A 13,268-nucleotide genomic window follows, 5' to 3' on the forward strand; every position below is an offset into this window, starting at 1 on the left:
TTCTTGCCAGATACCGAAAAATAAGGGTTTTTCAGCGAACGGCAACCCTGTGAATGCCTTGTGCTTGCGTTTTATATATATAAAACGCAAGACATGAAAACGCTACTAACAATCATCTTTATCTTCTTCATCAGCTTCGCAGCTCAGGCTCAGGATAACACTGCTGAGGTAAAAGTAGAAACTGCTAAGAAAGAGATCGTTACTGAAACTGCTAAAGAGAACAGCGTTGCTCGTCTTTATCGTTTTAAGAATAGCAGAATCAAAAAGGAATTATCTTTTAAGACTTCTAAGAACACTGCTAAATTGGCTTAATCCTTAGTTTCTCTTTTACCTTGCCAAATTGCCCGGATCAGATTTACCGGATATACTATTTGAACTACCAGGGTAATCAATGCCAAAGCGAAGATCACCATGCTTACAGACATATTGTGTTCCCAGTCTGCTACTACATTCTCAGAAGGGGGTAACACCGCCCGGTAAAATAGGGAAGCAATATAAATACCCAGGGGTCCCAAAGCAGAAATCAATACATGAATAGCATTTAAGCGATAAGACAGGACCCTTTCCCTGCGGTAGGCCGTCCAGTAGCCATAAGCCATGATAAAGCCTATAAGAGCAAATAGATGAAATCCAAAGGTATTAGAGATCACATAAGAGGTATCATATAGATCATACGCCACTGCATTCGGCGGTATAAAAAATCCAATTACTGCCATCAACAGGCTTGCCGGGAGAAAAAAGTAATGGGGTCTTTTGAAAAGAGTATTCATAAAATAGAGCTTATCACTAAAATAGCTCTAAAATCGGAATATCCAATAGCTTCTAATATTCGATCTTCTCTAAATAACTACTAATCAATTACCAAAGGGGGGCCAATCACTGCCATGTCATTGTCCTCAAAGATCTTTTTGATCTCTTCTTTGGAGGGTTCATGATCCAGGGAGGACATGGTAAGAAAAAACTCCTCCAGTTTTCCTGCTGGCTGAAATAGCACATTCATTTTTCCTGTTTTTGATACCTGTGTCCAGGCGTGAGGTACTGCTCTTGGAAGAAAAATATTATCTCCCTTCACAAGCGTATATCTGTCTGAGCCTACCTGAAAACGGTATTCCCCCTCTATAACATAGAATACTTCATCCTGGTAATGATGCACATGCAGAGGTGTCCCTTTACCCGGTGAGAGCGAAGTTTGTTCAAAAATCGCCAGGTCGCCATTGGTGTCTGAGCCGGAAACTTTTACATCCATGATATTATTGTTCACGCCCTGAAGTACAATATGCCCGTGTAACCGACCTTCCCCTGCCGGGATCTTAAAACCTTTATCTGCTCTTTTGGTCTGTTTTTTACTGTTTGCAAACGCAAAAAATGGAATAGAAGCAAGCGCAACGGCAGTTGCCATAAATTGGTTTCTTTTCATTGGGTAACATAAATAGAGTGAATAATCAAACTGCTACCTCTGGTTAAGGTATAACTAAGGTAGTTCAAAAAGTAATCGCTAACTAAGTAGTATTGACCTTTATTTTAGGGCTATTTTCTCCGATAAGGAACCCTTTTTTTCGGTAAACGGTTTTAGGGGTTATGTACGTTCACCGATGATTATTTACACTTTACCCAAGTTCTTGCCAGATACCGAAAAATAAGGGTTTTTCAGCGAACGGTAACCGGTCAAACCCCCTCTCATGGCGTTTTTATTATATAAAACGCACAACATGAAAGCTATCGTAACTTTAATCTTTATTCTTCTTATCGGATTCGCAGCTCAGGCTCAGGAAACTACTGCTGAAGTAAAAGTAGAAACTGCTACGAAAGAGATCGTTACTGCTACTGCTAAAGAAAACAGTGTTGCCCGTCTTTATCGTTTTAAGAATAGCAGAATCAAAAAGGAATTGTCTTTTAAGACTTCTAAGAATACTGCTAAATTGGCTTAAGCCATTTAGGATAATATTCCTGAGAATGTTGTATCCCCCTTTTACCTACATCTATAAAGTATTGACCCTTGCTTAATTGGTTTCCAGACCTTTTGCTTTCTCCGCTCTGGCCTGACAACGATCGCAGAGGTCTGTAATATTCTTTAATTCTCTTCCCTGGGCAACGGTACCTTCAAAGATTTCAGTGGTCCGGTCTGTATTGATATAGGAACAATCCTGGAAAAGATGATAACTTCTACCAGATTTTGTCCAATACACACTATTAACCCCTTGGTTCAATAATTCAACTTGCTTGGTCTGTTCGGCATATTGCTCCTGGGAAGGCGGGTTAAAATCAGTTCCTGTAATCCCGGCTATTAAAAGGGCCACTACGGCAATACTACCTACAATGCCCTTTTGTTTTCCACTCATGTTCTTATTGGTGAAAACAAGGATCACCAGGGGCAAGAATGCAATTACACTAATAATTAGGCCTAACTGATTCTGCACAAAAAATTTGAACTTATCCTTTTCCGATGCCGGATCTAACCGATTCGACTTTTTCCAAAGAACGGAACCAATAATAACAAAGATCAGTTCTACCACAATGATGCCAATAAGCCAGGTCATATTGATAGGAGCTTCCCTTAGCATAAGAATGGCCCATACTTCAAAACCTATGGCAATGGCCCAAAGAATAATAGCAATAATACGCAAGGTCCGCGCTTTCCCTTTGTTTTCATCGGTGGGAACAAACGCCCTTGATCCTGCAGCTGAAGCGGCAGTTGATTCGTCTTCCCCTACACGGGTGATCTTTTTACTTGATTTGCCTTTTTCCATGGTTATGTGTCTTTATTTATAGTATCAGAAACTTCTGTTTCCTCGTCTGTTTGCTCATCCTCCTCTTCTTTGGCAAGTGAATGCTGTAGAATATTGATCTTTTTAAGCTTGGCCTTCCAGGTTTTTAAGGCTTCTTTTTGTTTGTTTAATTTCTCAATCACCTCCTTTACAAGCGGATTGTCTTCGGACGCGTTGGAGAAAAATTGTAAATTGTTTTCCAGCTGAATAATTTCGCTCTTGCCTTCATCAATTCTACGTTTGATAAAACTGCGCTCTTTCAACAGGGCGTATTCATCATCTTTGGAGCTTAATTGCTGTAATTTATTGCCGTATTTCAACAATTCAGATTCTTGTTGAGTCACCCCCAGTTTCTTAAGAATGGCATCTACCACCTTATTAAACTTATCATTGATATGCTTCTTTTTAAATGGTACCCTACCAATGGTCTTCCATTCGTCTATATAGGATTTGATTTTTTTAATGTCTTCATCTCTTGCTTTCCCTGGTTCAAAGGCTTGAAGTTTCTCCAAACAGGCATTTTTCTTCTCCAGATTTTCCGTTTCTGCGCCACTGGCCTTATTCTTTTGGGCATGCATACGGTCAAAATAATGATTACAGGCCGTTTTAAACTCTTTCCAGATGCTATCCGAATACTTCCTGGGTACGTGTCCTATCTGTTTCCACTCCTGCTGAATACGTTTCATCTCAGGGGTAGCCATATCCCATTCTTCACTTTCTTTTAGAGAAAGTGCCAATTTCACTAACTCTCTTTTCTTGTCGAGGTTGTCTTGTTGTTCCTTTTTAAGGTTCTTATAGTAGACATTTTTCTTACGGTTAAAGGCCCTAACCGCATCTTTAAATCGGCTCCAGGTCTCTTCATTCACCTTTTGAGGAACTTTTCCTGCCTTAAAAAAGGCAGATCGCAGGTCTTCCAATTCCTTGATCTGTTTTTGCAGTCCCTTGTGATGTGTAGCAACGTCTTCAGCTAATTTGCCAATGGCAGCGATTAACTCGTTCTTTTTTACAAGATTCTCCTCAAATCCTTTCTCCATCTCCTTGAAATGCTCCTGTCTGCGATTGTGCATGGCCTTGGTGGCATTGCTAAATCGCTCCCAAATGGCCTCTCTATGTTCCTTGTCTACAGGGCCAATATCTTCTTTCCAGATCTTATGAAGGGTTTGGAGTTCCCGGAATGCCTTGTTCAGATCAGAATAATCCGCCAGGGCTTCAGCGCGTTGCACTAATTTTTCCTTTTCTTCCAGGTTGTGTTTAAAATCGAGATCGCGTAACTCCCTGTTTAGATGCAGGAAGTCATAAAAGATCTCTATATGATGGTGATAGGTACGCCAAACATCATTGTATTGGCTCCTGGGTACGGCGCCTGCATGGCGCCATTGTTCCTGTAGGTCCTTAAAATTTTTATAGGTAGTATTGATGTCTTCTTCTACATTCACCAGCCCTTTTAGTTCTTCAATGATTTGTAAACGCTTTTCCAAATTTTGTTTTAGGTTGGTCTCCAGGGTTTTATAGTAAGCGTTTCGCTTCTCCCTGTATTCCGAGTATACCTCATTGAACTGTCTTTTGGCAACCGAATTGTATCTAAAATCTATTTCGTTGCCGCCATGGCTAATAAATTCCTCCTTTTTTTCCTCTAAAAACTCCTGGAACTTAAGGTCGAATTCGGTTTTGATCCCATCCACATGGTTCTTAATGGCTTGCACCTTCTCATTCCTAACCAGACGTTGTAGTTCCCCAACCAGATTCTCCATGGTCATGGAGTGGTAATCATGAATGGGGATATGATGTCTCCTGTGATTGTCCTCATCCTCGGCATCCTCTGCATTTGTTTCCTCAATTTCATTAAGGCCATCCTCCTTTTCTTCTTTAACCGGAACTTCTTTTTTTTCTGCTGTTGGGGCCGCTTTTTTTTCTGCCGTAGGCACTTTTTTTTCACCTACATCTTCTGTTTTTTTCGCAACTGCCTTTTTGGTTGCTTTTTTCTTGGCGTCAACCACTTCCCCGGCTTCTACATCAGCATCCACTGTTTTCGCAGTTGCTTTTGTGGTCTTCTTCTTCTCTGCAACAACCTCATCTTTCTTTTCAAGATCAGCATTATTTTTAGCCACTTTAGCAACTTTTTTCTTTGTAGTAACTGCACCCTTTTTTATGGCAACATCTTTTGATGTTGTCTTGGCTGCTTTTTCGGTAGTTTTCTCTGAGGGTTGTGTCTTCTCAGTAGTTTCCGATGTTACTTTACCCCCTACATCAGTGTGTAGTTTCTGTTCTTTTTCTTCCAACATTCTATTTTTTGGATGTTATGTGCTTGTGGAACTCAATCCCCTTGTAAGATACTAACAACCCCAGAGACATCAAAGGTATTCCGGGATCTTTTTAAGGTGCTTACCCTTGTGTTTTAAGAAGTATAAGGCTATTGAATACCTATTCCTGCCAGATCTCCCATGCTTTTTGAGCCTGGTATTGCAGCATTGGCAGACCATTACAAATAGTCGCCCCTCGTTGTTCACCTTCTTGTAGAAAGGCCGATTTTTCTGGATTATAGACCAGGTCATACATGAGGTGATCAACACCTATGAATGCGTATGGAATGGATGGTTTTTCTGTCAATCGGGGATAGGTACCCAGAGGAGTGCAGTTAATGATGAGGGTATGTTGTTCCATCTGCTTTTGGTTCAGCATTTGATATCCCCATTGCTCATTTTCAGGGTTCCTGGAAACAAAATGGTAGTTGATCCCCAATTGTTGCAATGTATAGGCAATAGCTTTCGAAGCACCTCCGGTTCCCAGGATCAGAGCGTGCTTATGAGATTGTTTTACAAGAAAAGGTTCCAGAGATCTTCGAAATCCATTAGTAAATTTTATTGTGTTTACGGCCCCAATAGTGGCTGCTTCGGGATCTAAGGTATGCAGATAGGGGATTATCTCCTCTTTGTAGGGGATGGTTACATTCAATCCTCTTAGTTCCGGATATTCTTTTAGGATGGTCTCTAGGTCTGAAATATCACGAAGATCAAAGTTTTCATAGGTAGCGTTGTGAATTCCTTCTTTTTTAAAGAAATCTTTAAAATATCCCTTGGAAAAGGAATAGGTAATATCGCGCCCCAGGAGTCCGAAGCTATGCTTTTGTTCTGAATTTTCCATACCACTCTAACGCTATAAGAATACCTATACCCAGCACTACATAGGCAAAGGCCCACCAGGTATCTGCAAGGCTCATATCGGGCAAATATCGTTCATAATTTTTAATGATCTCATTACCATTGCTATCAAACATATGGTTTCCCAGGCTATCTAATACATAAATGGTACGTTTCCATGGCCATACCACCCCAAGACTCCCAGTGATAAACCCTATGATCACGGCTGTGGTAATATGCTTGAAATGTTTTAACACATAACCCAATATATGAGACAAGGTTACCAGGCCGGTAGCAGAACCAAGAGTAAAGACAGCCAATATTTTTAATGTGTTAAGTCGTTCTGCATTTGAAGTAAACCCAAAATCTCCCTGAAATACTTCCGCCAGCGTATCGAAAAGGGAATTAACGGAGTCTACCAGAAGCAAGACGTAATTACCCAGGAGTATAAGAATGAAGGAACCGGAAAGCCCTGGAAGGGTCATGCCTGAAACACTGATCATACCGCACAAAAAGATAAACAAAAGGTTGTCGTTTTCTTTGGCCGGACTTAAAAAACTAATGGAAACACCAACTAGGAGTCCGATGATCCCATAAGTGATGGTTTTGTTGTTCCAGTGTTTGTAATCTTTGGCGATAAAATAAATGGACCCAATGATCATCCCAAAGAAAGTGGCCCAAACATATAGTTCATTGTGTTCCAGAAAATAGTCCAGAAGTTTGGAGACACTAAAATAACTCACCAGCATCCCAAAAATAAGCAGGCTTAGAAACTGCCCGTTTACGTATCGGTAGAAACTTTTAAATCGCCCGTTAAAAAGCAATTTAAAAGCCTTTAGATTAATTTTTTGAAGGGAATATATGAATTCCTCATAAAAACCTGCTACAAAGGCTACTATGCCCCCTGAGACACCTGGAACTTTGTTGGCAGTACCCATGGCCAATCCCTTGATAATCAGGAATACTTTATCAATAAAAGATCTGGGCTGATGCATGATACTGTGCTTTATTTTTTGGCAGCAAGCTTTTCAAGCATAAAAATAAGCGAAAAACCAAGGATAGCCAGCAAAATGGCCCAGAGAAGTTGATGATCGCCGGGGTAGGAGAATGGGGAGACATTTTCTTCCAGTATAGGGATGGTCTTTCCATCAAACACCTTGGATTCTAATACGTTCTTCCACGGCCATATTTTATTGAGAGAACCTATGATAAATCCGGTTAATAGAGCAAGGGTTATATTCTTGTAATTTTGAAACATCCATTTAAGGAGTCGGGCAAAGGACAAGAGTCCGAAAATTGCACCGACAAAAACGGTAAGCAAAATGGCATAATCTCGTTCATGGACGGCATCCAATACGGTTTTATAAGACCCTAGCAAAACCAGGATAAAGGCGCCGGAGATCCCCGGAAGTATCATGGCACAAATAGCAAGCGCCCCAGAAAGGAAAAGATAGGGAAGACTTTCTGTATTTTCTACCGGAGGTAATTGAGTAATGTAGTAAGCTACGGCGGCTCCCAGAGCTAACATAAAGAACGCGGCAAGATTCCATTTTTCAATGGCTCTGGCAACAAAAATAATACTGGCGATCACTAAGCCAAAGAAGAATGACCACAACAGCACTGGTTGATTCACCAATAGCCAGCTAATAAGTTTGGCCAGGGTAATAACACTAATAGCTATTCCCAGAAAAATTGATGTTAGAAAATTTCCATTGACCTGTTTCCACATCGCGGCCACTCCTTGGTTACGCAGTGTCTTAAGAAGCGAAAAGTTGATCTGATTGATAGAAGTGATCAATTCTTCATAGATCCCGGAGATAAAAGCAATGGTGCCACCTGAGACACCTGGGACCACATCGGCGGCTCCCATGGCAATTCCCTTTAAAGCAACGATAAGATATTGAAGTAATGAACGGTCTCCCATAGCAATAAAAAAAACAAAAGTAGTTTTTTTAGTCGGAAGCCTTCTGGATACTTGCTATTATATTCTGTGCCCAGACAGAGTCGTAAAAAGAAGGGAATTCTTCCTGGAAATAACGCAAGTGATCAAAGTCTTGTTTTAGGGCTTTCCTTAAGCGGTATTGTGCTTTAACAAGGTCATTGGCCATTAGATACAGACCGGCCATTTTAAATTGGATCAGCGCTTTATCCGGATAGAACTCAAGGCCTTGAAGCAAGATCTGTATGGCTGCTTCCGGGTCCTGATTTTGTGTAACTACTTCGGCCCAGTTGAGCCATGTATCTAATTCGTAATTTCCAAGATCTACTGTTTGTTTATAAGCAAAATCAGCTTCATCAAAGTGCTCTAAAGCCGCATGGATACGGGCACATTTCTTCCAGTATTTGGCATTTTCACCATCTATATTGATGGCTTTATTGACGTAATACAGCGCCCTGTCATATTTGTGAATCTTAAAATAAAAGTCTGTAATAGCTAACCAACCTTTATCTAACAAAGGGTCCTCATGTACTGTCTGGTAGAAATAAAATTTTGCCATATCGTAATTCTTTAACTTTTCATGGCACTTTCCAATACGCAGATAGGCATGGGAGGTGGGATCGTCTATTTTGATGGTAGTTTCGTAGTTTTCAATGGCCTCGTTGTACTTCCCTAATTTTTCAAGGACCTTTCCTTTTTCAAAGTAGGCTCCAATAAAAGTATCATCCGCGATAATAGCAAAATTGAATGCGGCGAGGGCCTCTTCAAACATTTTAATGGTAAAGTACTGTTTCCCGAGTTGATGCCAAGCTACCTGGCTGTAAGGATTTCGTTCCAGGTAATCATTCAAATATTGAATAGCTCCTTCATAATCTTCAAGGAATTCATAGCAATAGATCACATTATATAGGGAGGAATAGTCTTGTTCATCAAAGGACACACATTTCATAAAATGTGTCTTTGCTCGTTCAAAATCATCCATAAAAAGATATTCCATGCCTAAAAGTGCATAAATATCAAAGCTTTCCTCCGTCATTTCCAGAGCTTTGTTTAATAGGACCACTGCCGCTTCATGGTTGTCTTTCTTGGAATAGATATTGGCTCTTTGAATATAGATCTCCTCATTGGTGCTGTCTAGCAGCTGTAAATTATCCAGTATCTTTTCTGCCACTTCCAGGTTGTTCTCAAACACAAGAACTTCCACATCTAAGAGTTTGAGCTCCATAGATTCGGGGTGTTGCTGTAAGCCTATCTTAATTGCCTTCTTTGCCAGGGAGATCTTTCCGTTGTTCAAGTAGTGGTGAATAATGTCTTCAAAATCTTCGGAATCGAAGAAGTAGACATCATCTGTCTTGAGCATGGATTCGAATTTTGTAATGGGCTGGTGCGGTTTCTCGTTAGGATCTAACGCCATAGGAAAGTGCTTGGTTAATCTATGGACTTAAAAATAGTTTTTTAATCTACTTTTATCTCCGTGTAGGGGCTATATTATTAACAAAATAGTTAACAACTTATTGTTTTAAGCTGTTTAATACCTTTAGAATCACCGCACAGCCCTCTTCAATTTCGTCCTCAGAAATTGTCAGGGGAGGGGTGATTCGTACCGCTTTTTTTTCAAAAAGCAACCAAAATAGGACAAGTCCGTTTTGGGCGCACAAAAGTACTAAATCATTTGCAATCTCACTACTTTCCATAATCAAAGAAAGCATCAGTCCTTTTCCCCTGATCTCCTTGATTAGTGGATGTTTTAGCAAAGATCTGAACAGAGCCTCTTTTTCCGTGGTTTGGGGTATCAGGGAGGTAGTTGTTATTTCCGTAAGGGTTGCCAGGGCAGCGGCCGCGATCACTGGGTTTCCCCCAAAAGTGGTGATATGACCAAGCATGGGCTTCTCTTTTAAGGTGGCCATCATCTTAAGGGATGCTGTAAAGGCACCTACCGGTAGTCCTGCCGCCATTCCTTTTCCGATGACCAAAATATCAGGGACAATATTATAATGCTCAAAAGCAAATAGTTTACCCGTTCTCCCAAATCCTGGCTGAATTTCATCCAGGATGAGAAGTGCTCCCATTGCAGTGCATTTATCACGAACCGCCATAAGATAATTGTCTTCAGGTAGAACAAAACCGGCACCTCCTTGAATAGTCTCTAAAATAACAGCTGCAGTTTTTTTGGTGATCTTGTTCAGATCTTCCATATTGTTGAAGGCAATAAACCCAATATCGGGCAACAAAGGCCTAAATGGGGCTTTTCGCTCTTCATAGTCCATAAGACTCAGACTTCCCATGGTATTTCCGTGATAGGCATTTTTTGCAGCTATGATCTGTGATCTCCCAGTAACCCGCCTGGCCAATTTTAGTGCCCCTTCAATGGCTTCAGTTCCTGAATTTACAAGATAGGTAGTCTCCAAAGGTTCAGGTAACAGGCTTGCCAGCATTTTTGAATACGCCACCGCAGGTCCTTGAATATATTCTCCGTAGACCATGACATGCATATATTCCTTCGTCTGTTTTTCTACCGCTGCTATTATTTTTGGATGGCAATGACCCAGACTACAGGCAGAAACACCGGCTACAAAATCGAGATGAGCCTTTCCTTGTGTATCATAGATATAACTCCCCTTTGCGTGAGACACCTCCATTGCCAGAGGATGCGGGGTGGTTTGTGCCTGATAGGAAAAAAAATCCTGTTTCATAGCTTTATTACTTATCTAATACCCGGAATATCCATATTTCATCTGTGTATTTCCCATTGAATTGGGAATCTCGCGCTTTAACCGCTTCAGCCTCTGTGTCATAGCGCTCAAGATATACATAGGTGTACTGGTTGAGGCTGCGGAAAAAGGATTTTGGTTGTATGCCCCTATCCGATAGGATGCGGGTAAATTTTAAGAAGTTCTCCTCTTTTTTAAAGACGTTGGCAATTAGGTAATATCCGGGAGTAAGATCTGCTTCTCCTTTTGATTCTTCAAAGCGTTTTTTATCGCCTGTGATCTTTTTAGCAGGGATAGACTTGGCCGCAGACGGTATGCTTTTTTCTATTTGAACTTTTTTAGAAGTAGATGAATTGATAAAATCGCGTGCTTTCTTTTCAACCTCAGAGGTGGTTGCATCTATATCCGTATCAATAGGATTGTCTATTCCCTTTATTTTTACGAGTTGTATGTTGTTATCGTCATCATCAAATAGGGCTTCTTTGCTCCGTATGCGTTCATCGCCTCTCCAGATAAAACCTTTTAGCTTTCTACTGTTTTCCGGCAGCTCTTCTTCGGGGAAAATATCCCCATCCGGGTTGGTAATAAATGTGATATCCTCAATATCGCTATTCTCAAATGTCATATGAATAGCACTACAAATAGTCTTGTTGATCCCTATGAGTTCATCATCATCATTGTACATATAATAAATGACCTCTGTATTCTTTACCAGGTCTACTATCTTGAGTTCATTCTCTATAAACTTCCCGAAAAGGTCTTTTCCTTTGGCCTGATTAAAGCCCACTTTCCCAATGGTATCCTGAGAAATAACAAAGGCATTATTAATAACCTTGAGTGAGTCTAATTTTTCTGTTTCCATGTCAGAGATAAGAAGGATGCTATCCCCGGTCATCTGGTTCTCCATGTTCCACAAGATGGGATTTCGGATCAATTGGGTAATCCCGGTTTTTTGTTCAAAATGCAGGGAATCGCATTTCCCACTCAAATCGGTCTTATAGAATTTTGTATTCCGAAAGGCCCGTAGAATTCGATCATCGGGCTTGCCTGTTACCATAAGTGTATCTCCGTGGATATATAACGAATCTTGTTCCACCAGGCTAATAGATACGGCTCTTTTGGTTGCAAATAATGAATCCTTGGCCTTGTAGACTTCCGCGTAATGGGCTCTTATTAGCCCATTATTGATGGTATCGGTCACTGTTATGTTATTGGTAGCCGAAGCAAATTCTCGTGCTTTATTAAAATAAACGCTGTCGCCTTCTATGATCCTGTTATTGTAGTTGATCTTGGTGTTTTTTATGCCATACCCCGTTTCTACTTTTGTGTCGTAGAATCCCCGTTCACAGTATATGGTATAGGTATCCCCTGTGATAGTAGAGGGTCCGTACATATAGGCATTCTTCGAGGTTGTGTAATAGTCGAGTTGGGCCGATTCTACAGTATATTCCGGATTTTTGATATTGACATTTTGCAGGAACTGGTATTTCTTGAGTTCCATAAAATACCGGCCAATTTTACTGGTCAGGGTATTGGCAGAATCAATGATGGTCCCGGAATTATTGTAATACGATTCCTGGTTTTCCCTGTCAAAATAGAGTGTATCTGTTCTCAGGGTCATGTCTGAATTCTTCAATACTACCTTTTCCCATGCCTTCGCCAGTTTTACGTTGCCGTCATAATCTATCTTCCCACTGCTCATCTGTACAGAATCGCCTTGAGTAAGCCTAATATTTCCTATGGCCTTTAATTTGTTCTCTTTTTGATAAAAAATGGCAATGTCGCACCAAAGATCGGCACCCTGATGTTCAAATTGGACCTGTTTGTCATCTTTGCTAAAAATAGAAGCTCCGGGATAGTTTACCTCATCCTTGGTAAAATTGGCTCCGTATACAATATTGATCTGCCTTGGTTTAGGATCGTTATCCTGGGCACTAACCCAACTTAGGGTAAGCATGTAGATAAGTATGCAAAATATTCCTTTCAAGGGCAGAATTTTGACCAAAAATAGGATTTTTTGATGCAGAAGGGTCTTCTTTAATACAGTTTTAATACTTGAAGACCGGTAACGGTCTTATGAAACCGCCAGTTCCCTGTGTATGGTCTGCGTCCGGTCTGGTCCTACAGAGACTATCTGAATAGGCACATCCAGAGCTTCTTCAAGGTACTGTATATAGTCCATCAGAGTTTTGGGTATTTGTTCCTCAGAGTTCATCTTTGTAAGATCTTGTTTCCATCCTTTGAGCTCTGTGTAAACAGGTGTTACATTGGAAGCTTCAATATTGTAAGGCAAATGTGAGATCTTTTTACCCTGATAATGATAAGCTGTACATACTTTGATGGTCTCAAATCCACTTAAAACATCAGATTTCATCATCATTAGATGGGTAACCCCATTTATTTGCACGGCATATTTAAGGGCCACCAGGTCTAGCCAACCACAACGCCTTGGTCTTCCGGTGGTAGCACCAAATTCATTGCCAACTCGTCCCATAGTAGCACCATCTTCATCAAATAATTCTGTGGGGAAAGGACCACTTCCCACTCTGGTTGCATAGGCTTTAAAAATGCCATACACCTTGCCAATTTGGTTTGGGGCTACTCCAAGCCCGGTACAGGCTCCTGCAGCTGTAGTATTTGAAGAGGTTACATAGGGATAGGTACCAAAATCTATATCGAGTAAGGATCCCTGTGCACCTTCTGCCAGGATAGCCTT

The 13,268-nt window shown here is 40.8% G+C and carries 12 protein-coding genes and 1 pseudogene; 2 read left to right on the forward strand and 11 right to left on the reverse strand.

The genetic code is table 11. The annotated features are described in order from the left end of the window. Window positions 1-93: 93 nt before the first annotated feature. Entirely contained in the window at window positions 94-312 is a 219-nt protein-coding gene (locus Q0X72_RS12415) for a hypothetical protein (protein ID WP_297765963.1), read from the forward strand. Here Q0X72_RS12415 and Q0X72_RS12420 read toward each other — a convergent pair. After that, the gene (locus tag Q0X72_RS12420; RefSeq protein ID WP_297765966.1) at window positions 309-770 is read right to left on the reverse strand and encodes a hypothetical protein; all 462 of its coding nucleotides are present in this window, start codon (window positions 768-770) and stop codon (window positions 309-311) included. The genes Q0X72_RS12415 and Q0X72_RS12420 overlap by 4 nt on opposite strands. Before the next feature lie 80 nt (window positions 771-850). Beyond that, complete coding sequence (locus tag Q0X72_RS12425; protein ID WP_297765968.1) at window positions 851-1,399, reverse strand: cupin domain-containing protein; 549 nt, start codon at window positions 1,397-1,399, stop codon at window positions 851-853. Window positions 1,400-1,709: 310 nt separating this feature from the next. On the opposite strand from Q0X72_RS12425, the gene Q0X72_RS12430 reads away from it, so the two are divergent. After that, a complete protein-coding gene (locus Q0X72_RS12430; RefSeq protein ID WP_297765971.1) occupies window positions 1,710-1,928 on the forward strand; it encodes a hypothetical protein in 219 nt (72 codons plus the stop codon). Window positions 1,929-2,000: 72 nt separating this feature from the next. Here the strand turns inward: Q0X72_RS12430 and Q0X72_RS12435 are convergent, their stop codons facing one another. The 9 genes and pseudogenes from Q0X72_RS12435 to Q0X72_RS12475 form a co-directional block, all read right to left on the reverse strand. After that, entirely contained in the window at window positions 2,001-2,747 is a 747-nt protein-coding gene (locus Q0X72_RS12435) for a hypothetical protein (RefSeq protein ID WP_297765973.1), read from the reverse strand. 2 nt (window positions 2,748-2,749) lie between these two features. Next, window positions 2,750-5,047, reverse strand: a complete 2,298-nt coding sequence (locus Q0X72_RS12440; protein WP_297765976.1) for a DUF349 domain-containing protein — start codon at window positions 5,045-5,047, stop codon at window positions 2,750-2,752. Between the two features lie 139 nt (window positions 5,048-5,186). Further along, a complete protein-coding gene (locus Q0X72_RS12445; RefSeq protein WP_297765979.1) occupies window positions 5,187-5,906 on the reverse strand; it encodes a shikimate dehydrogenase in 720 nt (239 codons plus the stop codon). Next, a complete protein-coding gene (locus tag Q0X72_RS12450) occupies window positions 5,881-6,897 on the reverse strand; it encodes a DUF368 domain-containing protein (protein ID WP_297765981.1) in 1,017 nt (338 codons plus the stop codon). The genes Q0X72_RS12445 and Q0X72_RS12450 overlap by 26 nt, the downstream gene beginning before the upstream one ends. A gap of 11 nt (window positions 6,898-6,908) precedes the next feature. Then, on the reverse strand, window positions 6,909-7,826 hold the full coding sequence (locus Q0X72_RS12455) for a DUF368 domain-containing protein (protein WP_297765983.1): 918 nt from the start codon (window positions 7,824-7,826) through the stop codon (window positions 6,909-6,911). A gap of 28 nt (window positions 7,827-7,854) precedes the next feature. Beyond that, complete coding sequence (locus tag Q0X72_RS12460; RefSeq protein WP_297765985.1) at window positions 7,855-9,255, reverse strand: tetratricopeptide repeat protein; 1,401 nt, start codon at window positions 9,253-9,255, stop codon at window positions 7,855-7,857. A gap of 97 nt (window positions 9,256-9,352) precedes the next feature. After that, on the reverse strand, window positions 9,353-10,534 hold the full coding sequence (locus Q0X72_RS12465) for an aspartate aminotransferase family protein (RefSeq protein WP_297765987.1): 1,182 nt from the start codon (window positions 10,532-10,534) through the stop codon (window positions 9,353-9,355). A 421-nt stretch (window positions 10,535-10,955) separates the two neighbouring features. Further along, window positions 10,956-12,509 (reverse strand): annotated as a pseudogene (locus Q0X72_RS12470) (OstA-like protein); the annotation flags it as partial. Between the two features lie 117 nt (window positions 12,510-12,626). Beyond that, window positions 12,627-13,268: adenylosuccinate synthetase (locus tag Q0X72_RS12475; protein WP_297765989.1), on the reverse strand; the 642-nt coding region annotated here is incomplete at its 5' end.

It is taken from the genome of uncultured Muriicola sp. (assembly GCF_947258935.1).
Taxonomy (GTDB): domain Bacteria; phylum Bacteroidota; class Bacteroidia; order Flavobacteriales; family Flavobacteriaceae; genus Muriicola.

Excerpts from the sequence above, each read along its gene's own strand:
- Q0X72_RS12415 (WP_297765963.1), top strand. The coding sequence starts at position 94 with ATGAAAACGCTACTAACAATCATCTTTATCTTCTTCATCAGCTTCGCA.
- Q0X72_RS12420 (WP_297765966.1), bottom strand. The coding sequence starts at position 770 with ATGAATACTCTTTTCAAAAGACCCCATTACTTTTTTCTCCCGGCAAGC.
- Q0X72_RS12425 (WP_297765968.1), bottom strand. The coding sequence starts at position 1,399 with ATGGCAACTGCCGTTGCGCTTGCTTCTATTCCATTTTTTGCGTTTGCA.
- Q0X72_RS12430 (WP_297765971.1), top strand. The coding sequence starts at position 1,710 with ATGAAAGCTATCGTAACTTTAATCTTTATTCTTCTTATCGGATTCGCA.
- Q0X72_RS12435 (WP_297765973.1), bottom strand. The coding sequence starts at position 2,747 with ATGGAAAAAGGCAAATCAAGTAAAAAGATCACCCGTGTAGGGGAAGAC.
- Q0X72_RS12440 (WP_297765976.1), bottom strand. The coding sequence starts at position 5,047 with ATGTTGGAAGAAAAAGAACAGAAACTACACACTGATGTAGGGGGTAAA.
- Q0X72_RS12445 (WP_297765979.1), bottom strand. The coding sequence starts at position 5,906 with ATGGAAAATTCAGAACAAAAGCATAGCTTCGGACTCCTGGGGCGCGAT.
- Q0X72_RS12450 (WP_297765981.1), bottom strand. The coding sequence starts at position 6,897 with ATGCATCAGCCCAGATCTTTTATTGATAAAGTATTCCTGATTATCAAG.
- Q0X72_RS12455 (WP_297765983.1), bottom strand. The coding sequence starts at position 7,826 with ATGGGAGACCGTTCATTACTTCAATATCTTATCGTTGCTTTAAAGGGA.
- Q0X72_RS12460 (WP_297765985.1), bottom strand. The coding sequence starts at position 9,255 with ATGGCGTTAGATCCTAACGAGAAACCGCACCAGCCCATTACAAAATTC.
- Q0X72_RS12465 (WP_297765987.1), bottom strand. The coding sequence starts at position 10,534 with ATGAAACAGGATTTTTTTTCCTATCAGGCACAAACCACCCCGCATCCT.